Below are 23,001 nucleotides of genomic sequence, written 5' to 3'. Positions count from 1 at the left end.
GTTAGCTGCGTTTGTTAAGCGCACTATAGCGCCGCACCCATCACCAGATCCGGGAACCAGGTAGCGATTCCAGGGAACAGGCAGAGCAGCGCGACAGCCACGAACATCAGGCCGACAAACGGCATCACGCCCCAGATGACATCCTTGAGAGGGATGTCGGGCGCGACGTTCTTGATCACGAAAATATTCAGCCCCACCGGCGGATGGATCAGCCCCATTTCCATGACCACCGTCATCACCACGCCGAACCAGATCAAGTCAAAGCCGGCTGCCTTCAGCGGCGGCAGGATGATAGGCGCAGTCATCAGAATCATCGATACCGGCGGCAGGAAGAAACCGAGCAATATCACCATCGCCAGGATGGTCGCCAGCAACACCCATTTCGATAACTGCTGGGCCACGATCCACTCCGCCGCCGACTGGCTGATATGCAGATAGCTCATCACGTAGGAATACAGCAGCGACATGCCGATGATGAACATCAGCATGGTCGATTCCTTCAAGGCGCTGCTCAGGATCGGCTTCAGCTGGCTCGGGCGCCAGATGCCGTACACCAGCGCGATCAGCCCCAGCGCCAGCACGCCGCCCAGGCCGGCGGTTTCGGACGGCGTCGCATAGCCGCCATACAGCGCCACCATGACGCCGATCAGCAAGATGACGAAGGGCAGCACGCGCGGCAGCATGCGGGTCTTGTCGGCCAGTGTCAGTTTCTGTTGCTCCAGGTAGGCCGATTTCCGGCCGCCAGCTTGATACACGTCCAAGGCCTGCTTGTATTCTTTCTTATAACGCCATGCCGCATAGGCGGCGAACAAGCCCACCAGCAGCAGGCCGGGACCGACGCCAGCCAGGAACAGACGGCCGAGCGACTGTTCCGCCGCCACCGCAAACAGGATCATGGTGATTGACGGCGGCAACAAGATACCCAGCGTACCGCCGGCGGCGATAATGCCAGCGGCAAAACCCGGCGAATAACCGCGTGCCCGCATTTCCGGAATGCCGGCGCTGCCGATGGCGGAACAGGTAGCCGGGCTGGAGCCCGCCATCGCGGCGAACAGGGCGCAGGCAAACACATTGGCGATGCCCAGCCCGCCCGGGATTTTTTGCATCCAGGCGTGGATCGCCGAGTACAGATCGGCGCCGGCGCGTGATTTGCCGATGGCCGCGCCCTTGAGGATGAACAAGGCGATCGACAGCAAGGTGATGCTGGCCATTTCTTCATAGACGTTCTGGGTCACCGTATCGAGCGCCGAGCCGGGCATGAAAAAGAACATGAAGATGACCGCGATCAGACCCAGCGCAAAGGCGATCGGCATACCCGAAAACATCAGCAGCAAAGTGCCCAGGCCGTAGAGGGCGCCTATCAGACCGGTGCTCATGCTTGCTCCTTGGTCGGGACGAAATGAACACAGGTTTGCAGCAGCAGTTGCAAGACCAGCAGCGTCATGCCGGCAGCCATCATGCCGTAAGGAATCCACAAAGGCGGCGCCCATGCGGAAGAGGTGGTCTGGCCCTCCAGCCAAGCCTCGCTGAACAGCAACCACGACTTCCAGGCAAAGAAGCTGCAGAACAGGCAGGAAGCGGCGTCGCAAAACATTTGACGCAGCCGGTTGGCCCACGGCGGCAGCAGCCCGGCCAGCGATTCGATGCCGACATGACCGCGCTGTTGCTGAACGTAAGCGCCGCACAGGAAAGTGGCGCCTACCAGCAGGAATACGGCCGCTTCGTCCTGCCAGTCGGTCGGGAGGTGTAGAAAGTAACGTAGGAAAACGCTGGTGGTGAGGATGGCGCCGGCGGCCAGCAAGGCCAGCATGGAGACGCCGAGAATGGCGCGGTTGATGTGGGCCAGGCTGCGAGCGACCCAACCCAGCACGCCGCCCGCCGACGGTAGAGTCAACGCTTTGTTTTCCTCAAGTTCGAGACCGTGGCTGCCGTGGCTCATGCGCTCACCTTTTCCGCCAGCTGCAGGAAACGCGCGCAGTTGGGTGACTTGGCGGCGTAATCCTTCCAGGCGCTGTCGCGCGCCACGGCGCGCCATTTTTCGACGCTGGCGGCGTCCAGGTCATAGATCATGGCGCCGGCTTTCTGGTATGCCGACGCCAGATTCATGTCGTCGGCCTTGACCGCATCCAGTCCGTATTTTTCGATTTCGCCGCCGACTTGCAGCAGCAGGGCTTGCTGTTCTTTCGACAGTTTCTCGAATACCGAACGCGACATCAGCAGCGGCACCGCCATGAACCAGAATGATTTGCTGCGGCCGGTGGTGAGGTGTTTGGACACTTCTTCCAGACGGAAAGAGAGCAAGCTGGTGGATGAGGTAATAGCCGAATCGACGGCGCCGGTCTGCATCGCGGCATACAGGTCGTTGGAAGGCAGCGTAACCACCGCCGAACCGGCGGCCTTCAGCATCAGGTCCACTTCGCGGCTGCCGCCACGGATCTTCATGCTTTTGACGTCGGCCGGCGCGATCACCGGCCGGGTCTTGCTGGCGATGCTGCCGCCTTCCCACACCCAGGCCAGCGGCACCGCGCCTTTGTCGATCAGCAGGTCGTTGAGCGCCTTACCGATCGCGCTGCTCTTCCAGGCGAAACCCTGTTCGTAAGAAGTGACCAGGCCCGGCATCAGGGCGATGTTCAATTCCGGCACCTCGCCGCCGGCGTAGGAAATCGGGAACAAGCTCATGTCCAGCGCGCCACGGCGCAGCGCGCTGAACTGGCTGTTGGTCTTCATCAGCGAGGCGCCCGGATAGATATTGAACTTGAGCGCGCCGGCCGAGCGCTTTTCCACTTCAGCAGCGAACAGCCGGCACAGGCGATCGCGAAAATCGCCGTTGTTACCGGTCGAGCCGGGGAACTGGTGGGAAATCTTGAGGGCGGAAGCAGCTTGGGCGAAGGCGCTGCCCGAGATGCCTGCCAGGCCTGCCAGCGGCAGGCTGGCGAGCGAGCCGCAGAGCAAGCGGCGGGTGGAATTGATGGTGTCAGTCATGATGTCTCCTCCATTGAAATGGATGTAAAGAAATGGGTGTAAAGCAGTTTTCTGGGGGCGGCGCTCAGGCCGCCGTGCCGGGTTTGCCGTACAGCTCGCGCAGTACGTTCTTCAGCACTTTCCCCATGGCGTTACGCGGTAGTTCGGCAATGAAGTGAACCTGCTTGGGAACCTTGTAGTTGGCTAGTTGAGCCTTAAGTGGAGTGATCACGGCGTCGCTGGTAAGGTCTGGGCACTGACGCACCACCACAGCGGTTACCGCTTCGCCGAAATCGCGGTCCGGCACGCCGATCACAGCCGATTCGAGGACGCCGGGCAGGGCGTCGATAGCCAGTTCCACCTCCTTCGGATAAACGTTGTAGCCGCCCGAGATCACCAGATCCTTGGCGCGGCCGACGATGGTCAGGTAAGCGTCGCTGCTGAGAATGCCGAGGTCGCCGGTGCGGAACCAGCCGTCGGCGCTGAATTCCTCGGCGGTTTTTTGCGGTTGGCGCCAATAACCTTTCATCACGCCGCTGCCGCGAATCTGGATCCCGCCCACCTGGTCGCAGCCTAGCGGCCGGTCGTCGCCATCGGCGATCCGCACTTCGACGCCGGCGATGGCCTGGCCGACCGAGCCTATGCGCCGTTCGCCGCTGCAGGGGTTGGAGCTGATAATGGCGGATTCGGTCATGCCGTAGCGCTCCAGCACGATATGGCCGCTGCGCTGCAGGAACTCCCGGCTGGTTTCCGCCAGCAGCGGCGCCGAACCGGAGATGAACAGGCGCATATGCGCGGCGCTGGCGGCATCGAAGCTTGGTTGATCGAGCAACCGGGTGTAGAAAGTCGGCACGCCGACCATCACCGTGGCGCGTGGCAGCAAGGCGCTGACTTGAGCGGCGTCGAACTTATCCAGGAATAACATGCGGCTGCTGGACAGCAAGGCGCAATGGCAGGCGATGAACAAGCCGTGGGCGTGGAACAGCGGTAGCGCGTGCAGCAATACATCGCGCTCGCTAAAAGCCCATAGCTGAGTCAGGGCGCGGCCGTTGCTGAGCAGGTTGGCGTGGGTCAGCATGGCGCCTTTGGGGCGGCCGGTGGTGCCCGAGGTGTAGATGATGATGGCGACATCCTCGGCCTGCATCTGGCTGGTGGCAAACTCATCGGCCTCGCTGGCGATCAGCGCATTCAGGCTGCCGCTGCCGTCGGCGGCCAGCGTCAGGGTATGGGCGACGCCGTTGCGGCTGGCCATTTCGCTGGCGGCCAGGTAATTGGCGGGGGTGCAAACCAGCAGGCGCGGTGCGGCGTCTTGCAGGAAGTATTCCAGTTCGTTCAACTGGTAGGCAGTGTTAAGCGGCAGGTAGATCGCGCCCATGCGCAGGGTGGCCAGATACAGGCAGAAATTCTGCAACGATTTATCTACCTGTACTGCGACCCGGTCGCCGCTCTCGACGCCGAGACGGCGCAGGGCGTTGGCGTAACGTGCCGTGAGGCTGAGCATCTGGGCGTAGCTGAGGGTTTGGCCGTTGCCGGATTCTATGAGAGTGGCGTCGCCGGCGTCACGGGCGATGGCTTCAAAGGTGGCGAACAGATTGGCGTTGTTGGTGGGCATGGTTGAGGAGGATCAGGGTTAACTAGAGACGGTGTCGGCGATGCCGAATTCGGCGTATTGAAGCAAGTCGGCAGCAACGGTAGCGGCGGCAGGGTGAGTCAGGATGTGGTCCAGGGACGATTGCGGCAAAGTACTGACGCTGCCGCCAGCTGCGATATCCACTGTGGAGGCAGCGCCGGCAGCGGCAATATAGATGCCGCCGGAGATGGCGCCGCAGATACGCACATGCAGCGCCGCGCCAGCCCTTACCCGCTGGCGCAGAGTCTTGGCCAGATGCACTAGATACTGGCTCAGCAGCAGGCGCTCGTCGCCCAGCTGCACGCTGTGGCCAGGGCAATCCAGATACAGATCCAAGACGCCGTCTGCGGCGGCGGCCACGCTGGCCAGGTGCAGCACCTCAGCCGCACCGATCAGAGCCGTGCCGCAACAGGACAGGGTGTTGCTGGCGCTATCAAAATCGATGGCGGTCGCTTTGCCGGCTACGCGCGGATTGCTGCGCAGGCGCTGCTCAAGGCTGTGCCGTTCGTCGGCGATGGCGCTAGCCGCTTGCGCCACGGGACCAGCGGCCAGCCATTGCCGCAGGGCGTCGGCGTAGCTGCGCAGGCTATCCTCGACCAGTTGTTCGGAACTGCTGCAATTACTGCCGCAGCGAGCGCTGCCGTCGATGGCGGCGATGACCTCAGCCCGCCCGATGGCGCCGGCAGCCTGCAGCACGCGCGGGCCGGACATCGCCAGCAAAGTGTCGGGCGCGTAGCAACGGTGGCTGGCAGCGAACGCCAGCATGCTGGCGCCGCCAAAAACATTGCGCCCGAGCAGGGCGATGATGGGCAGGCCGTCCAATCCAGCATCCAGCAGTTCAGTCATTACTGAGCGCAGCGCGCCCTGAATCGGCGGCCCGTCATAGAGCCGGGCGCCGGCGGAATCGAGCAGCAGGATCAAGGGCAGCTGGCCGGCGCGCGCCAATCCGATGGCGTTGCGCAAGTCAGCACATTCGGCGATGCCGAACACGCCTTTTTCGCAATCGGGATCGGTTGCCACGGCGATCACCCGGCGGCCATCGACCGTGCCGGTCATGCAGTGCAAGCTTGAGTTTGAACTTGAGGCCGGCGCAGCCAACGGGATGGCGCAAGCGAAATCGAAAAGGGCGGCCAATCGCTCTTCTGCGCTGGCGCTGGTGAAGCGGGAATGCGGCAAGGTGCTGTCTCCTGTGTGGTGTTCTGGTATGCCAGAACTTGTATTTGTTGGGGTCCAAGCCACGCCGCTCTGTTTTTCACATAAAGCCAGCCGACGTCGATAAATGCTGCTTTGCCGCCATCTCGCTGCCTGATAAAGGTCGGCAGGAGGGTGCCGTTTGATAAAAATATATACCAATAAATTATTTTGGTATACCAAAATATAAATTTGGTTCTTAATTTGAGTGGCGTGACTGTGCCAGATCTCGTATAAACTGAAATCCTGTATGATTTGCAGCTTCTTTCTGAGGAGATCCAATGTCACAAGACGAGAGCGTCTCGCAGGCCGAGCGCATCAGCCGCGCTATCGAAGCCGATATCCTGAGCGCCGCCTATCCGCCGGGCGAGCGTCTGGATGAGCGCCAGCTCGGCGCCCGTTTCGGTGTTTCGCGCACACCGGTGCGGGAGGCGCTGAACCGGCTGGTGGCAGATGGCTTGGCCGAACACCGGGCTCGGCAAGGCGTGTTTGTCGCCCGCATTTCGCTGGCTAGCGTGTTTGAGTTGTTCGAGATGCTGGCGGTGATGGAATCCGCTTCGGCACGCTTGGCGGCGCGCCGCATGAAAGCGGACGACGTGCAGCGTTTGCTGCAATTGGCTGATGAGACCGTGCTGGCCGCGGCTAGCGACGACGCCACGGTTTACACCTCGGCGAATACCCGTTTTCACGAGCTCATCTATACCGGCAGCTGCAATCGCTTGCTGGAAGAGTCAGCCAAGCAGCTACGCCGCCGCGCCGCCCCATATCGCGAGCACATCCATCGGGTGGCAGGGCGCCGCAGCGCCACCGCGCAGGAGCACGTAGCGATTGCCGCCGCGATCCGGGCCGGCGAGGGGCAACTGGCGGCAGATCTGATGTTCCAGCATCTGGATATCCATCGTCCGGAATTCGCCGACTATGTTTTCATTCTGTCGCGCACTGTGGAAAACGTCATGGCGTGAGTTGCCTGTGCGGATGGGCCGGAGCGATCCGACCCATCCGCGCTATTCAGGTTATAGCTGGGCTATAGCTGAATGTTGGTGGTGGCGTTGAACCTGGTATTCAGATTGGTTTCCAGATTAGCGATCGCAGCTTCCAGGATGCCGAAGATTTTCGCGCGATCGGCTGTGGTGCTCAAATCCAGCGTGGCGCTGGCGCTGACCGCGGTCGAGGTCAAAGCGCTGTTGAATGCAGTCTGCGCCTGGGCCGCCGAAATATAGACCGATTGTCCCGCACTGTTGACGTAAGCCAAGGTCTGGAATACGTTCGAGAACACCGTTTCCAGTGCCGGGATATTGAAGGCGACATGGTTGGCTGGCGTGGCGAAGGTAGTGGCGCTGGTGGTCGGGATCGGGTTGTCGTAGAGCTGGTCGAGGTAGTAGCGCACCTGATACGGGTATTGCTGGTAAGTGTCGCTCACACCCCACACCGAACTGTAGGCGTTGACGCTGCTGACCGTTGCCGCGGTAGCAGTCGCGCCCAGTTTGCTGTAGCTGGTCATCAGCGTGCCGTAGTAACCCTGGTTGTAGGCAACGTTCAGCAACACATCGAAGAAATTATTCGGCAGTTTGGTAAAGTTGGCCAATGCATTGTCGTAGTACGGTTGCCACGGCGTGGTCCAGCCGCCAGCGCCTTTACCGGTCAGTATCAGCGCCACAAAATCGTTGTAATGAAAATACGCGGTCAGCATCGGTCCGTAGTATTTGTTGTTGAACGACGGCGGCGTCACCTTGGCGTATTGCTGAGGCGCGGCGGCCATTGTGTAGCCGATGTTTTTCTGGATGGCGACGTAGTTGATCAGCGAGTGGCCGCCCGGCGTGTAGGAACCGGAAACCATGTCGGCCGCGTAATTGTTGATCTGGTAGGGGCCGCCCTGACCGGCGCCCATCACCGCCTGCTGGTCGGGCGACGGATCGATCAGGTCGCTAGTGTTGGTATACAAGCCGGTGGCGATGTTTTCCTGCAGCAGCTGGCCCATGATCGAGCCGTACAGATAGTCTTTCTGGAACCGTATGCCGGGATAGTATTGCTGCACCAGATGGCCGTACATGACGCCGGCGATGATATTCGACATGATCAAGTCATTGTAATTGCCACCGTCCAGAAGCAGCTGGTCTTGCGCGGCGCCTGCGCCCAGCAGCAAGTGGAAATTGATGGCGCCGGTGGTGGCGCCGGGAGTTGGCGTGACGGGTGGCGGCGTAACCGGCGGCGTCGAGCTGCCGCAGGCGCCGGTAGAAGTCCACGGTTTTCCGCTGCCGCTGCCGCCGTTATCGGTCGATGGATTATTCCCTTGCGTCCACCAGTTTGCAGTGTAGTTAACGTTGCTGTAGCTGGCGCTATTGCCGCCGACATAGATGGCCGTGGCGCTCCAGGCGGCGGCGCAAGCCGGGGCGCTGGCTTTGGCGGAGACCTGTTGCAGGCTTGCGCTGGCAACGCCCGGCGAACTGCCGTCGCCGCAAGCTGTCAGCATGGCGCCGGCCAGGCCTAGCAAGCAGATGTTGAAGGCGCTTGTTTTGCTGCGTGTTGTTCCCATGTGTCCCTCCTCAATTATTCAGAGTTTCATAATTCATGACATTGCCACGGTAAGAGTCATCTGGGGTCGGAGTCAACTTTCGCAGTGCCTCATCGCGAAACTTGACTCTGACCCCACTTGACGGATTCGGAGAAAGACAGAGCGCACTAGGTGGTCTTCTACTTCTTCAGCGATGACGCAGGTACTCCGTGGCCCGCTAACTGGGGTCAGAGTGAACTTTCTGCAAAAAGCCCGCAGAAAGTTCACTCTGACCCCAGTTAGCTGCGTTCTGTTTGAAGCAGAGTTGGACGTACTACAACAGTTTAAATTTGGAGGATCACAATGGCGTCTGTCACAGATCAATCCCAGCTGCTGTCCGTCACCGCTCACATCGGCGATTGCAAGACCCTGTTAGCGTTCAACCTGCTGCAACCCCAAAGCGCCAGGAACCTGGCGGGTTTCACGATCCGCTGCCAGCCCAAGGGCCAGGCGCCGTACTATCTATACAACACGCTGCAATTCGAGAACCCCAGCGCGCATGCCCAGGATCCCCGCGAGCCGTCGAATTCAAGCGTCAATGCGCCCATCCACAAATTCCGCTGGCTGCATGTGCCGGGCTCGGCTCACCAAGGGACAAATCCTTTTTTCGGGGACTACACCTATACCGTGTTCCCGCGCTACTTTGACGACCAGCAATCGCTGCTTGCGCTGGATGCGACGCTAGGGGTAGCGCTCAGCGCCTATGTCGGGCCGTTTGCAAAAAACAATCTCAAACTCGGCTTTACTCGCGGCTATACACAGTCCCAAGCCTTTACCCATCATTTCGGCGTCAATGCGCTGATCCGTCCCAAAAACGAGGAGTTGCTGTTCGATACCGCGCAAGTGTCAGGCACCGATGCTGCCGGCGCCCAGTACACCTTTGCCGACGAATACGCCTGGCTCGGGCTGACTGCGCGCGAACGGATTTTCGAATTCTTGAACGAAGTGCTGCAAGACAGCTCGCAATATCTCGATGTGTTCGCCTATGATCTGAACGAACCCGATCTATGCAAGATCTTGCTGGCGCTGGCCAGCCAAGGCCGCCTGCGCATCATCCTGGACGACGCCGCACTGCATCACTCGGCGGCAAAAGCGACGCCTGAAGATGAATTCGAGACGCAGTTCCGAGCTGTCGCCAGCAGTCCCTCCGCTATCTTGCGCGGCCATTTCAAGCGTTACGCGCACGACAAGGTGTTCGTTTCCTTTAACAAGAAGAGCGCGCTGAAGGTATTGACCGGATCGACCAATTTTTCGGTTACCGGCCTGTATGTCAACTCCAACCATGTAATAGTCTTCGACGACCCCAGCGTAGCCGCCGAATATGGACAATTGTTCGAGACCGTATGGCAAGGCGGTGTCAAGCTGGGCGCCTATCTCCAATCGCCATTCTCATCGGCCACCTTCTCGATCCCCAAGGGCGCATCGCCTCAGACCGACATCACGTTCGCGCCTCACACAGCGCAATTCGCCAGCAAAAATCTGGGCGATATCGCAGCACGGATTCAACAGGAAGCAACCAGACCGGCCAAGAACGGCAGCGTGCTGTTCGCCGTGATGGAGATCGACAATGGGACCAGCCCGGTCTACACGGCGCTGAAGAATTTGCACGCTGACGACAACGTTTTCAGCTACGGGATTTCAGACAGCAGCAGTGGCATTTCCTTGTACGCGCCCGGCAAGAAAACCGGGGTGCTGGTGACTGGCAAGCCAGGTAAAGCCATCCTGCCGCCACCGTTTGACCAGGTCCGCTCGATCGGCGGTATCGGGCACCAGATCCACCACAAATTTGTCGTCTGCGGTTTCAATGGCGATAGTCCGGTGGTTTACTGCGGCTCCTCCAACCTTGCCTTGGGCGGGGAGCAAGCGAACGGCGATAACCTGCTGGCGATCTACGATGGCGACATCGCCACCGTGTTCGCCATCGAGGCGGTGGGACTGGTGGATCATTTCCAGTTCTTGAATCGGATGACGGCGAATGCGCCGGCGCCAATCAAAGGACAGATGCCGGCGTCGAAACAACAGGCTGCGATTGCCGCCGGCTGGTTTTTATCCACCACCGATGCTTGGGCCCAGCCTTATTTCAATCCTGCGGATTTTCATTACACCGATCGCTTATTGTTTGCATGATGTTTTGTGCCGAGCGCCGGGACATCGCCTGCGGCGGTTTGGCGCAAAATGACGCATTTGCATAGTATTTAAGCAGGTGACTGAAGGAATTACGCATCATCCTTTTTTTGCGGCGACGATGGTGTCGGCTCTGCGCTGGTGACTTTGGCCGGGCCTGTTGGGCGCAGGCGGATGGAGTTGACGATACTGTCAAAAAGTTTAATGGCTTGGTCGTCTGTCAGCGACGGGCGAACGGTGCGTTCGCCAGCATGGCCCTGTCCGGTAAACATCTCGACATGGACGTTCGGCGAGAATGCTGCATTGGGCTTGCCGGGCGAATCCCAGGCAAACTGGTGAATAAAATAGCCGGCATCGGTCGGATATGCTTGCACTAGTTCCTCACCAGCCAATGATCCGACTTTGCGATCGCCTTTGCGGAATGTTTTTATGCGACCAATGACGTCTGCGTATTCCGTGTGAATTGGTGATTTCGCATAGCGTTCAGGCAGCGTGTCGTCGAGCTTATCGCCATTCTCTCTTGTCGTGAAGACGATCAATACGTCGGGCCATGCCTTGAAGCAGAAACCGATTTGACCATATTCTGCCTGATCTTTACTCCCATCGTCAGCAATGAACCCATCCTTGATGCAAAAACCTGGTTCGGTAGGAATTTCCTCTGGTTGGCGGGACCGAACCGCAGGAAGAACAACTGATTTTAGCCGTTCAACTAGCTGCGGAAACGATTGACCGAAGCCCGTTGCCGCCATGGAAAAAACTGTGCCGTGGCTTAAACGATATGCCTCTAATCCAGTCGATGGCAGATCATTTGGGAAAAGGTCGAATGCACGTGACAGCTTAAAAATTCTACTATCGACGGAAGGGGAAAGCACCTCGGCTAGTTTGAATTTGTCTTTTTGCTTACCAGCCCTAAGTTCATCTTCCCGCTTTTCCATCCGTGCAGCAAAATTCTTCGCATCGATCCCAGTCCGTTCGGATTCGATTCGGCCAAATATGAATTCATAACCCTGTCCATTAATCTCAGCGTCTTTCGGCGCATCGACCAGGAAACGCCCGACGCAGTATGTTTTTGTTTCACTCATCACAGGTTCCTTAGCATAAGCGGTCAGGATGCCGAAGCCGGCGAGGGTTGCGAAGCCGATTCGGAAGAGTCGCTGGCAGAAGCCGGGGCGGGAGTGGAACATGTTTCTCCTTTACTTTGTGGCGGGTCCTTGGCCGGTGTCGCGTCTTGAATAATATGTGCGGCTTTTTCAACGCAGTTCGCAAAACGCCAAGGTTTCACGCCGCTCGGGGTTCAGATCATTCGCATAGTATTTAAACAGGCATCAAGATTTGCCAAAATTCGACAGGCTCGAAATCAGAGTCGCGCCACAACTTGTTTTATGTCCATCGAACGCCACTGCCAGGCCACCGACCATGAAATTCGGGTCGCCCTCGACAATGACGCAAACAGTGTGGCCCTGAATTGGGCAAATGCAGGTATCGCCAACGCGGGCCACCGCGATTCCTTCGACGATGAACGGAGCGCTGGCCGAGACGACCTTGCCGCCATGATCGGTTGCATCACCGAGCCTGATTACGTTTGGCATGTGGTCTCCATCTACGCCAATTAACCTGGGGAACCTGGGGTCGGCTGGTCAGGGAGTGTTGTCCCTGGCGTGTCGTCGCCATCAGTCTTAGCAATGGTCGCACTAGGTGCTGCCGTCACTTCCTCATAGGCGACCAGAGACCACACCGTGTTTAAGGAATGGCTAGGCCGCTGACCACGTAGCGTTTGCCAGATATTGGCGTCACCAAGAAGCACTGCAACTGGCATCGCTTCGCCAGCTTTGAAGAAACGTCGACGGCCGCCGTCAACATTTCCGGTTTCGACGCATTGCCACCAGCCAGTCTGCGGGCATATCGAGCCGGTAGCGACAATCTCACCCAATGGCGCTTGGGGCGATGATGGTGTCGGTTCTGCGCTACTGACTTTGGCCGGGCCTGTTAGGCGCAGGCGGATGGAATTGACGACACTGTCGAATAATTTGGTAGCGTCATCATCGCTCAAAGTAGGACGTCGAGGATGTCCATTTAGGGGAGTGCCGCTTTCGTATTCGAGTACGAGATCAGGCAACAAGACTTTGTCTTTTGTTCCACTTGCCTCCCATCTAAACGAATGCTGCTTAATCCCTTCGTCTGTCGGCAATAGCTCCAGAATTTCTTCTCCTTTACGGCCACCGACATCATGTGTACCTCGTCGCAGCGTTTTCAGCTGTCCTGCAACTGACGCATAAACTGCTGGCAATGGATGACCATCGATTCGCTGCAGTAACGTTTTCTCACCGGCTTTATTTACGGTTGCCGTACTGACAGTAATGACCAAATCTGGCCAGCGTGGGAAATGGAAGCTAATGCTCGCATTCTCATATTGAGTCTGGGCAGCATTATCGGCAATGAACCCATCTTTTATACAAAATCCAGGTTCTGACGGGATTTCGTCAGGCTGACGATTCCGTAGATGAGGAAGTAAATCATTTTTAAGGCGGTTAGAGACTTCGTTGCGGAACACAGCCTCGTCAAAATTTTTCTGCTTCAGAGAAAACAGCCGATCGTGGTCCAGTTTATACGCCTCAAAACCATAATCTTTGTCGCCATACACATTTTCAAAGGTCACCAATACTTTCCCGGTCGGCCCAACAGAGTATGCTTCTTTCAACGACCTGCTTTTGTCTGGATTGATAGCTTTAAGCGTGGCCTCACGCTTTTCCATTTGAGCAGCAAAAGCTTTCGAATCGACCTGAGTCTTTTCGGATTCAATTCGTCCATATATAAATTCGTTACTTTGACCATTGATTTCAGCGTCTTTCGGCACATCAATCAAGTAGCGGCCTACACAGTAGGTTTTTGTCTCACTCATCACAGGTTCCTTGGCGTAAGCGGTCAGGAGGCCGAAGCTGGTGAAGATTACGAAGCAGAATCGGGCGAGTCGTTGGTAGAAGCCGGGGCGGGAGCGGAACATGTTTCTCCTATACTTTATGGCAGATCCTTGGCCGGTATCGCGCCTTGAATAATATGTCGAGACGGCCTTGCCGCCATGATCGGTTGCATCGCCGAGCCTGATGACGTTTGGCACATGGTCTCCATCTACCTTACTTAACCTGGCGTCGACTTGTCAGGGAGTGTTGTCCCTGGGGTGTCGTCGGCATCGGTTTTAGTAATGGTCGCACTAGGTACTGCCGGTACCTCCTCATAGGCGACCAAAGACCACACCGTGTTTAGGGAGTGAGTAGGCCGCTGACCACGTAACGATTGCCAGATGTTGACATCCCCAAGAAGCACCACGGCTGGCATCGCTTCACCAGCTTTGAAGAAACGTCGACGGTCGCCGTCAACATTCCCGGTTTCGACGCATTGCCACCAGCCAGTCTGCGGGCATACCGAGCCGGAAGCAACAATTTCACCCAATGGCGCTTGGGGCGACGATAGCGTCGGCTCTGCGCTACTGACTTTGGCTGGGCCTGTTGGGCGCAACCGTATCGAATTGACGATGCTGTCGAATAATTTGATTGCTTGATCGTCGCTCAGCTTTGGGCGAACATTTTGCCCCTTTTCTTTCCCTTGCCCATTTCCGGTAGAAAATTCCAGATGCAAAGTCGGTTTGAACGGGTCATTCATTGCACCTTGGATCTCCCAAACGAAGTGATGAACTTTGACTCCTTCTTCAGTAGGAATGACATCCAACGTTTCTTCGCCAGCATAGTTTCCTACAGAGTGAGCACCTTCTCTCAAATTCCGTACCTGCCCAGCTACCGATGCAAGTTCCGCTGGTAGTGGATTGCTAGCGATACGTTGCAGTAAAGTTTTTTGCCCGGCATTGTTGACGGTCCTACTGTAAACGGACACCCACAGATCTGGTTGGTCTTTAAAATTAATCTGGATTCGCGCCTCCTCAAGGGCACGTCCACTACCGTCACTTGCGATAAAACCACTCTTAATGCAAAAGCCTGGCTCTGCGGGAATTTCGTCTGGTTGACGGATGCGCAACTGAGGAAGTAATTTGTTTTGGAGACCGTCAAGGATGGAATCTATTTTCGTGGCGCTGAACGATTCTTGTTTTATCGAAAATAGCTCGCCATTTACTACCCGCCCTGCGTCGAATGCATATGCGGTACTTCCAAATAGTGTTCTTGATGAAACAAGTATTTTGGTGTTGGGTAATGGCGATAGAGATTTCGAGAATTTATATTCGCCGGTCTCGGTAACCGCTTTAAGTTCTGCTTCTCGCTTGTCCATCCGCGCAGCAAATTTTTTTTCATCGACTTCTGGCCCCTCTGATACAACTGGGCCAAACATGAATTCAGATTGTTGCCCAATTTCTTTCACTTGGCTGCCTTCCGGCAAATCGATCAGAAAACGACCGAAACAGATGCTAGATACTTTATTCATCGCAGTATCCTTGGCATGACCAGTCACGAGGCAGAAGCCGGTGAAGATCGCGAAGCCGAGTCTGGCGAATCGGTGGGGGTACCAGTAGCGGTGCATGTTTCTCCTTTACTTTGTGGTAGATCTTTTGCCGGTATCGCGCCTTGAATAATATGTGCGGCTTTTTCAACGCAGTTCGCAAAACGCCAAGGTTTCGCGCCGCTCGGGGTTCAGGGGAAAATCGCCGGTAATGGATTGACGCAAAATGACACACTTCGCATGGAATTTGAACAGGCCTCATGCGTCATCCATGTTTAGCAGTGGCTTGATGCTTAATTCCCAGGCTTGACGGCTTCACGAAGTCGTCCCGCTTATCCGATGGCGGCAAGTATTTCCCGGCCGATTTCGGTTCGCACATTGATTGTCAGTCGTTGATATTTAGCGTTGATGGCCACCGATATCAAGATTTGCCAAAATTCGACAGGCTGGAAATCAGACTCGCGCCGCAACTTGTTTTATGTCCATCGAATGCCACTGCCAAGCCACCCACCATGAAATTCGGGTCGCCCTCGACGATGACGCAAACAGTATGCCCCTGGATCGGACACGTGCACACATCGCCAACGCGGGCCACCGCGATCCCTTCGACGATGAACGGAGCGCTGGCAGAGACGACCTTGCCGCCATGGTCGGTTGCATCGCCGAGCCTGATTACATTTGGCATGTGGCCTCCATTTGCACTAGTTAGCCCGGGGGTGGTTGATCAGGAAGCGAAGCCCCTGGCACATCGGGAGCATCAGTTTTAGCTGTAGCTATAACAGGCGCAGCCGCCGTTTCCTCATAAGCGACCAGTGACCACACTGTGTTTAGGGAGTGGCTAGGCCGCTGACCACGTAACGATTGCCAGATGTTGGCATCCCCAAGAAGCAGCGCGGCTGGCATCGCTTCGCCAGCTTTGAAGAAACGTCGACGGCCGCCGTCAACATTTCCGGTTTCGACGCATTGCCACCAGCCAGTCTGCGGGCATATCGAGCCGGTAGCGACAATCTCACCCAATGGCGCTTGTGGTGACGTCGGCTCCGCACTGCTGACTTTGACCGGGCCTGTCGGGCGCAGACGGATTGAGTTGACGACACTGTCAAAAAGTTTAATGGCCTGGTCGTCTGTCAGCGACGGGCGAACAGTGCGCTCGCCAGCGTGGCCCTGTCCGGTAAACATCTCGACATGGACATTCGGCGAAAATGCGGCGTTTGGTTGACCAGGTGAATCCCAGGCAAACTGGTGAATAAAATAACCGGCATCGGTCGGATATGCTTGCACTATTTCCTCACCAGCCAACGAGCCGACTTTGCGATCGCCTTTGCGGAATGTTTTTATGCGACCAATGACGTCCGCGTATTCCGTGTGAATTGGTGATTTAGCATAGCGCTCAAGCAACGTATCGTCGAGCTTTTCGCCATTTTCTCTCGTCGTGAAAACGATCAAGACGTCCGGCCATGCCTTGAAACGGAAACCGATCTGGCCATATTCGGCCTGGTCTTTGCTCCCATCGTCAGCAATGAAGCCATCCTTGATGCAGAAACCTGGCTCAGTCGGTATTTCGTTGGATTGGCGGGCGCGCAGATGAGCGAGTAGATTTTTTTGTAAGCGGTCAACTACAGAATCAATCTTTTCTGGGCCGAATGAGTCCTGTTTCATCGAGAATAATATTCCACCATCTAACCGATGCGTATCGATGGCATAAGCCGTGCTCCGAAACAGAGTTCTTGACGCAACAAAAAGTCGTGAGTTTGGTAACGGAGTTAACGTTTTTGTGAGTTGATATTTTCCTTCCAATGCACCGGATTTTATATCTGCCTCACGTTTTTCCATTAGCGCTGTAAAGCCCTTCGCATCGACTCCGCTACGTTCTGACTCAATCCGACCAAACATGAATTCATAGCCTTGCCCATTAATCTCGGCCTCTTTTGGGGCGTCGACCAGAAAACGGCCAACACAATATGTTTTTGTTTCACTCATCACAGATTCCTTGGCGTAAGCGGTCAGGAGGCCGAAGCAGGCGATGCCTGCGAAACAGAATCGGGCGAGTCGATGACGGAAGTCGGGGCGGGAGCGGAACATGTTTCTCCTTTGTTTTGTGGTAAGTCTTTGGCAGGTATCGCGCCCTGAATAATTTTCCCTAGACAATACAGCACATTCTCGATGACGTTTTCATTCTTGTAACTCGCGGCATGGTCAAAACCTTTCATTTTGAAAACATGCGTCGCATTTTCACCAACGAGAGCCGCAGACTGAACGGGAACCGTGCTATCACCCGCATCCGGGTCATCGTCGCTCTTCGGCTTTGTTTTATCTTGTAGCTTGAAAGTTATCCCGTCATTTTCAGTGCCGACCTCTGCTTTACCATACTTAGTCCATCTTTCAGTAGGTAACCCGATCAATCCTGTCTTTACGCCGCTCGGCAGGTCCGCAGCGGTGACCCAATGCACACTACCGAAAGAAATCTGTTTGGCATCCGCACCGTAATGAGCATATGTATTTGGATGGCTGTAAAGTCCGGCTTTGTCGTGGAAATCCCTCGCCATATCTAGGACCTTATTAAAATTCTCGATTGGCTTTGCTCCCAGCTTTGCAATTGATCCTGCGGGATCAATCAAGGTTTCATCAATCATTCCCCACCAACGATCTTGCACACGATATGAATAAATTTCTTCGTAAGGATCCGATATAGGTAGAGTGATTAGCTGCTCGCGATCACTGCTAGTCTTTCTTTCCATATGGAGCCAACCTTGCGGGAAATGTTTGGTCGGAAGTAGCTCCATCGGGCCAGCGGAGTTGGCCATAACACAGGTAATTTCCGCTGCACTCCATCCAATAATTACTGCCGCCACTGCGCCCGGGAGATCGAACATACCGCCGACCTCAGTGCCGGCACGGAAACGACGATACACGACTGGCGCACCACCAACGGGCTGTACGCTATTCACCACGCCAAGGATTTTGTCACCGCCCAATTGTGCGGCCCTGCGAGTCACCATGCCGCCCATCGAATGGGTGACGATGATGACCTTGCCTTCCGGGATGAAATATTTGGTTTTGCCATACCAGGCCAACGCCTCATCGATCCGTTTCAGCAAAGTTTGTGCAGATTGCTCATTACTTTGCAGCCAGTTGTAACCACACCCCCACACCGGATAATAGTAATCATCCAAACGCGTGAACTCAGCATTGGTCAGCCCAGTTACGTCTCCTTTAATCGGGTTCCAGGTCTTGAGAATATCTTCCTCTTTACCTGGCTTTCCTTTTTTCAAGGTTTTGGCTAATTTCCACACATCCATTTCTTCAGGGTTGGCTGTGCCGGGATTGATGTATTGATCGTTGAGAGAGCGCTCCAGCTCGGTCAGCACCTGGCCGTAGCTATCCCAATGCAATTCCCCCCACCCTCTGCGCCGAGCCTCTTCTGCCGTGAGCGTATCGACGCCACGAGGCATGGATATTTTGCCAGTCGGGTCTACCTCGGTAGTATCCGGATTCATCTGCTTTTGCCGCTCGACGGCGCTCTGGAATGTGCGTGAGCCGCCTTCAGCCAGACCGGCCATTTTTCCGTTAGGTGGGTCCCAAGCGGACTTATTTTTATAACCATCGGACTTCGCATTGCCGCGCAAATTCGTTCCCATGATGCCCGGTACAAAAATCACAGGAATCACATGGCGCGGCGGCACGACGGCCACGGATCTACTCCTAAAGCTTTTCGGGCTACAGACTGTGGCGAAGGTCGGTTCGCCGTCTTTATCGAACTGCAGCGTCAATCGGCGCGTGGCTTCCGGGAGAACTGGTTCACTCATGTCTTATCGAACCTTCAAGGTTTCAGATGCACGGTCAACGCCTTGATGACGCTGTCCGTGATGGTATTTTGTGTGGCGCCGTTCGCAGCGGATTTACCGGCGTCCTGCACGGCGCCGGCGGTGTCGCGGACTTCATACGGAAGGTTTTCCCGGCCTTTGCCACTACGTCCGGAAAACGCGATCCGCTCATCGGTAGCCAGCGTCGAATGCGGCATGTTGGGCAGATCCGTATTGCCACCGCCGCCGCCACCAAAGTTGAACGACGGTGCTTTGACTTCGACCGGCGCCGACGAGGACATCACGATCTTGCCGTTGCCGATGATAATTTCCGCGCCGTCAGTACGCAGCACAATCTGCGGCGCCTCGAACAGCAGCGATTCGAGCGAATAGACGTGCATGCGCTTGGCTGCGCCCAGCTCCATTTCATTTGCCTGCGCTTGAGCCTGGATCTTGCCGGTTGCAGCAATCAGTTTCGCGTCTTCCTGAGGCACGAACATCGACAAGCCTTGTCCGGCACGCACCTGCACCTTGCGGCCTGCGCTCAGATTGGCGTCCTGGACTGCGATCATGTCCAGGTTGGTGCCAGCTGCAGTCGTCACTGAATTGGGGCTGGATACAGCGACACCAGCCGCGCCAGACACTGCGATTGCCGCCGCGCCGCCCGGTTTGTCCGTATCCCAGTTTTTGATCTCGTCAACGAGTTTCTGAGCAGGAGCTGTGTCGGTGCCGCCGGCCTCATGGGTAGTCGCAAGTTCTGCCAGCTGTTTAGCGATGGCCAGCGCCGTTTCCAATTGGCCTATCAATTCCTGCCGATCCAATACTTGACCGCTCGCATTGGGCCGGGCGTCGGTGCTAATCAAGAGGCCCTGAGCGGCTCTGATGGCTCCGGCAAGATCCGTGCGCGCTTCTAGTCCTTCCCCTCGCTTCTCGGAACTGCCATCCGTGCGCGGGTGGCCGATCCAGCCTTGATTGAGCTGCGTGGCGCCGACCTCGGATGACAATTTTGTTTTTGTTTCACCGGTACTATCGTCGAAAAGGAGCTCTCCGAAGCCTGTCCCTTTGACTTCCTTCGAGCGAATCCCGTACAGCGCCGAGTTGCCCGGCAACGATCCTTTGCCGGCAAAGCGCGTGGGCGTCCTGCTGGCGTTATTGATATTCGCCATGAACACCGGTTTATCTGGATCATTTTGCAGGAAGAAAACGATGCCTTCACTGCCCACACGCGGCCAGAAGGTGGCGCCGAAGCCGGCGTCGGCCCAAGGCGAAGCGACCCGCAGGCGCGCTGAATCGCTGGCTGTATCCGAGGCGCCAGTCTTGGCGTGTTCTTCCGGCAGGGTAAACAAAAACCTTACAGCTATGCGCCCCTGATCGTCTACATCGATCTCCTTATCGCCATTGCCAGTGACGCGCACGCTGATCGGTCCGACATTCGGTACGCAAGCGGGATCGTAGGTCGGGACGATAGGAACATTGGCGCGGACGCATTCAAAGCGGTTACTGTAAATCGGCCCTTCCACGTCCAGATGCAGCGCATTGCGCACGGTCGAATCCAGCAGCAGGTTGTTGCGTGCGGACAGCTCGATGCGCGTCAGCACGAAGCGTCGTTCGTCCTGCGAATGGGTATCGATCTCGGGATGGCCGGTGAGCGCAAACACGGTGGCAATGCTGCCGCTGAGAGCGCGAACGACGCCTTCGCCGCAGAAATGCTTGCTGAGATGCTCATAGGCCTGCATCTGCTTGCGCGCGACGCGCTCGAACTCTTCCTGGCTGTCTGCCGCATGCGGCGCGGCGTAGTGATATTTGGTGAGGCCGGCGGCCAGGGCATTGCCAGCCTTGCCCTGGTTGATCGCCGAGAGTTCGGTAGCGCTGTTGTTTCGCGTTGCCTTGTAGTCGTAGCTGGCGGCCTGATAGGCGCCAGGCACAAATTGCCGGTGCGACTCGAAGGCGGTAATGGTGTCTGTCCTCTCGGTGGCGTCGGCGCGGTGAAAACGGATGCTGCCGGCGGGATTGTCTTTCCAGGCATTGGGCGAATCGGCGAAGTGCAAGGTATGCACCGGCGAGTCGCCATCGATAGCGTGGCTGAAATACCAGCAGATGCCTTCGCGGCGCCATATGCGGGTCAGGAAATTGAAATCGCTTTCTCCCGCCTGCATCCTGAATTCGCGTGCGGCATACGTTTCTTTCAGGCCGTCGGTACTGAACTGGAATGAGCGCGCCAGCACGCTGTTGCGATGGAGATGTTCTGTCAGTATGGTTTCGGTGACGTCGCGTATGGACTGATTGCGGAAGATGCGCCAGGTGCTGCGGTGGCGCAGGATCGACAGGGCGTCTTCTATATGCAGCTCCAGCAGCGTAAAGCCGCCATCGGCGGCCAGTTCCGATGCCCCTGTGATGATCCCGCAGATGTCGCGCTGGCCGCCCTGGTCGTTTTCTATCGACATGGCCAGCGGCACGCCGATCAGCGATTTAAGCGGTACGCCGATATCGGTGGTGAGGCAGCGCAAACGATAGTCCATCGCCTCGCATATGCCCTCGCTGCCAGTGAGCTGATGCGGCAGAAAGGCGTCGGCGGAAAAGCCGGCATTAGGGGCAAATTTCACTCGGAGGATGCGGCGCTCCTGGCTAAATTTCAGTAGCGAATCGGCAATATTGGTGAGCAAAGAAGACACGACCAAACTCCTGGAGGGAAAGATTTGAGCTTGAATATTAGCAGCTTTTTATTGTCATAATCGCTATTTATTGACGTGAGACAATATTTCACAAATAACTGACGTCAATAAAACAACGGTCAGCGCTGGACTAATGGAATGAACCCCGGCATCTGGTCCAGGGGGGAAATTAATCAGGCGGGATGATTAAGCTGTGTGTGGTTGTGCCATCCCGAAACCACACGAGACGATTGAAGCCGTATAGCAGTACCTAGCCGTAGTGCGGATTTATTTTTAAAATGGCTACAAACTACAACCGGGAGAAAAGCATGAAGCTCAAGGGATCCTGCCATTGCGGCGCTGTCCGCTTCAGTCTGGATAGCGACACGCCCTACCCCTACCAGCGCTGCTATTGTTCGATCTGCCGCAAGACACAGGGCGGCGGCGGTTATACCGTGAATATCGGCGGCGACGCCAGGACCCTGAAGGTGCAAGGCCAGGACGACGTCAGCGTCTACCACGCCAGACTCAAACGAAAAGGTGAAACGCGTTTCCATACCAGTAGCGCGCAACGGCATTTCTGCCGGCGTTGCGGCAGCGCGCTTTGGCTTTACAGCCCGGAGTGGCCGGAACTGGTCCACCCGTTTGCCTCCGCCATCGATACACCGCTGCCGGTAGCGCCCGAGCATACCCACCTGCTGTTAGCCTATAAAGCGCCGTGGGTAGAAGTCCAGGCCGGCCGCAAAGACAAGCAGTTCGCCGAATTTCCGCATGAGTCTTTGTTTGAATGGCATCAGCGCCTCGGCCTGCTCAAGTGACGTGCCTCCGGGAAGGCACGCGCCGGCTTGTCGATCGGCAAGCCGGATGGTTGCAACAATTTAGAAAGAATGGCTGACACCAACGTAGCTGGCGTTCTGGCCGTGTCCCGGCAGAGGGTTGTCGAACTCGGTGGCGAAATCGGCATTGCCCTTGTTGCGCACGGTGCCGAGGGCGGCATACAACAAGGTGCGTTTCGACAGATTGTAGTTGGCGCCGACCATGAACAGGCTGGCGCTGCCGGCATCGTGGTTGAGCTTGTTATGGTAGGCAGCGCCGATCAAGGTCAACGCCGGTGTCACCGCATAGTTGACGCCCAGCCAGTAGTGATTGAGTTTGTCGGCAGCGGTGGCGATGGCGGTATCCGGTGCTGACAGGTTTTCGTAACCGGCAAACAGTTTCAGTTTATCCACCGTGTAAGTGCCGCCGACAATCAGGTCCTTGGAGGCGGTGTAAAGGTCGGTGTAATGGCCGCTGCTGTCGCGGATCACATCGTAAATGGCGCGCAACTCCAGGCCGCCGGTGGTGTAGACCAAAGAAACCCCGTCTTTGCGGCCGGCTTTGGTGGAACCGGCCTGTTCGCCCAGGCTGGTTTGCAAGGTGGCGTTGAAACCGCCCCAGGTTGGGGTTTGATACTCGATCACGTTGTTGGCGCCTGGCCAGTTGCGCCCATTCACCAGATTCTGGGTACTCAGGAATTGCTGGCCGGTAGGATCGAGGTACCAGACGTCATTGACGATGAACAGGTTCTTGCCGAACTTGATCGAACCGGCGCTGCCGTTCAAGCCGACGTAGGAACGGCGATTGAACAAGGCGCTGCCGTTGGTGGTG

General features: G+C 56.7%; 18 protein-coding genes. 3 read left to right on the top strand and 15 right to left on the bottom strand.

The annotated features are described in order from the left end of the window. Positions 1 to 23 precede the first annotated feature (23 nt). The 5 genes from VNZ60_RS08225 to VNZ60_RS08205 all read right to left on the bottom strand — a co-directional run bounded on the left by VNZ60_RS08225 (position 24) and on the right by VNZ60_RS08205 (position 5,767). Entirely contained in the window at positions 24 to 1,376 is a 1,353-nt protein-coding gene (locus VNZ60_RS08225) for a TRAP transporter large permease (RefSeq protein WP_325657970.1), read from the bottom strand. Next, positions 1,373 to 1,939, bottom strand: a complete 567-nt coding sequence (locus VNZ60_RS08220; RefSeq protein WP_414648797.1) for a TRAP transporter small permease — start codon at positions 1,937 to 1,939, stop codon at positions 1,373 to 1,375. Before VNZ60_RS08220 ends, VNZ60_RS08225 begins: the two co-directional genes overlap by 4 nt. Beyond that, positions 1,936 to 2,982: a TRAP transporter substrate-binding protein DctP gene (gene dctP, locus VNZ60_RS08215; protein WP_325657968.1), complete on the bottom strand. Its 1,047-nt coding sequence runs from the start codon at positions 2,980 to 2,982 to the stop codon at positions 1,936 to 1,938. The genes VNZ60_RS08220 and dctP overlap by 4 nt, the downstream gene beginning before the upstream one ends. Positions 2,983 to 3,046: 64 nt before the next feature. Beyond that, the gene (locus VNZ60_RS08210) at positions 3,047 to 4,573 is read right to left on the bottom strand and encodes an AMP-binding protein (RefSeq protein WP_325657966.1); all 1,527 of its coding nucleotides are present in this window, start codon (positions 4,571 to 4,573) and stop codon (positions 3,047 to 3,049) included. 18 nt (positions 4,574 to 4,591) lie between these two features. Next, positions 4,592 to 5,767, bottom strand: coding sequence for a hypothetical protein (locus VNZ60_RS08205; RefSeq protein WP_325657965.1), 1,176 nt, complete (start codon positions 5,765 to 5,767; stop codon positions 4,592 to 4,594). A 296-nt stretch (positions 5,768 to 6,063) separates the two neighbouring features. On the opposite strand from VNZ60_RS08205, the gene VNZ60_RS08200 reads away from it, so the two are divergent. Beyond that, positions 6,064 to 6,744: a GntR family transcriptional regulator gene (locus tag VNZ60_RS08200; protein WP_325657963.1), complete on the top strand. Its 681-nt coding sequence runs from the start codon at positions 6,064 to 6,066 to the stop codon at positions 6,742 to 6,744. 62 nt (positions 6,745 to 6,806) lie between these two features. On the opposite strand, the gene VNZ60_RS08195 is transcribed toward VNZ60_RS08200, so the two are convergent. Further along, complete coding sequence (locus VNZ60_RS08195) at positions 6,807 to 8,315, bottom strand: chitin-binding protein (RefSeq protein WP_325657961.1); 1,509 nt, start codon at positions 8,313 to 8,315, stop codon at positions 6,807 to 6,809. Positions 8,316 to 8,636: 321 nt separating this feature from the next. Here VNZ60_RS08195 and VNZ60_RS08190 point away from each other — a divergent pair, with 321 nt between their 5' ends. Then, a complete protein-coding gene (locus VNZ60_RS08190) occupies positions 8,637 to 10,460 on the top strand; it encodes a phospholipase D-like domain-containing protein (protein ID WP_325657959.1) in 1,824 nt (607 codons plus the stop codon). An 89-nt stretch (positions 10,461 to 10,549) separates the two neighbouring features. Here VNZ60_RS08190 and VNZ60_RS08185 read toward each other — a convergent pair whose 3' ends face one another. The 8 genes from VNZ60_RS08185 to VNZ60_RS08150 all read right to left on the bottom strand — a co-directional run bounded on the left by VNZ60_RS08185 (position 10,550) and on the right by VNZ60_RS08150 (position 21,375). Beyond that, positions 10,550 to 11,641: a T6SS immunity protein Tli4 family protein gene (locus VNZ60_RS08185; RefSeq protein WP_325657957.1), complete on the bottom strand. Its 1,092-nt coding sequence runs from the start codon at positions 11,639 to 11,641 to the stop codon at positions 10,550 to 10,552. A 141-nt stretch (positions 11,642 to 11,782) separates the two neighbouring features. Beyond that, positions 11,783 to 12,046: a PAAR domain-containing protein gene (locus VNZ60_RS08180; protein ID WP_325657955.1), complete on the bottom strand. Its 264-nt coding sequence runs from the start codon at positions 12,044 to 12,046 to the stop codon at positions 11,783 to 11,785. Between the two features lie 20 nt (positions 12,047 to 12,066). Continuing rightward, complete coding sequence (locus VNZ60_RS08175; RefSeq protein WP_325657953.1) at positions 12,067 to 13,572, bottom strand: T6SS immunity protein Tli4 family protein; 1,506 nt, start codon at positions 13,570 to 13,572, stop codon at positions 12,067 to 12,069. Between the two features lie 20 nt (positions 13,573 to 13,592). Continuing rightward, positions 13,593 to 14,885 carry a T6SS immunity protein Tli4 family protein gene (locus tag VNZ60_RS08170; protein WP_325657951.1) on the bottom strand — a complete coding sequence of 431 codons (1,293 nt, stop codon included), beginning with the start codon at positions 14,883 to 14,885 and terminating at the stop codon, positions 13,593 to 13,595. Positions 14,886 to 15,321: 436 nt separating this feature from the next. Continuing rightward, entirely contained in the window at positions 15,322 to 15,585 is a 264-nt protein-coding gene (locus VNZ60_RS08165) for a PAAR domain-containing protein (RefSeq protein ID WP_325657949.1), read from the bottom strand. A 20-nt stretch (positions 15,586 to 15,605) separates the two neighbouring features. Next, on the bottom strand, positions 15,606 to 16,880 hold the full coding sequence (locus VNZ60_RS08160; protein ID WP_325657947.1) for a T6SS immunity protein Tli4 family protein: 1,275 nt from the start codon (positions 16,878 to 16,880) through the stop codon (positions 15,606 to 15,608). A gap of 23 nt (positions 16,881 to 16,903) precedes the next feature. After that, positions 16,904 to 18,592: a lipase family alpha/beta hydrolase gene (locus tag VNZ60_RS08155; protein WP_325657945.1), complete on the bottom strand. Its 1,689-nt coding sequence runs from the start codon at positions 18,590 to 18,592 to the stop codon at positions 16,904 to 16,906. A gap of 128 nt (positions 18,593 to 18,720) precedes the next feature. Continuing rightward, positions 18,721 to 21,375, bottom strand: a complete 2,655-nt coding sequence (locus VNZ60_RS08150) for a type VI secretion system Vgr family protein (protein ID WP_325657943.1) — start codon at positions 21,373 to 21,375, stop codon at positions 18,721 to 18,723. A 308-nt stretch (positions 21,376 to 21,683) separates the two neighbouring features. On the opposite strand from VNZ60_RS08150, the gene VNZ60_RS08145 reads away from it, so the two are divergent. Next, the gene (locus tag VNZ60_RS08145) at positions 21,684 to 22,172 is read left to right on the top strand and encodes a GFA family protein (protein ID WP_325657941.1); all 489 of its coding nucleotides are present in this window, start codon (positions 21,684 to 21,686) and stop codon (positions 22,170 to 22,172) included. Positions 22,173 to 22,232: 60 nt separating this feature from the next. Here VNZ60_RS08145 and VNZ60_RS08140 read toward each other — a convergent pair. Continuing rightward, a partial coding sequence (locus VNZ60_RS08140; RefSeq protein ID WP_325657939.1) for a porin occupies positions 22,233 to 23,001 on the bottom strand: 769 nt, incomplete at its 5' end.

The sequence above is a fragment of the Collimonas sp. genome (assembly GCF_035566375.1).
Classification (GTDB): Bacteria; Pseudomonadota; Gammaproteobacteria; order Burkholderiales; family Burkholderiaceae_D; genus Collimonas.
Note: the sequence above shows the minus strand (reverse complement) of the source record. Positions and strands in the feature narration are given on the sequence as shown.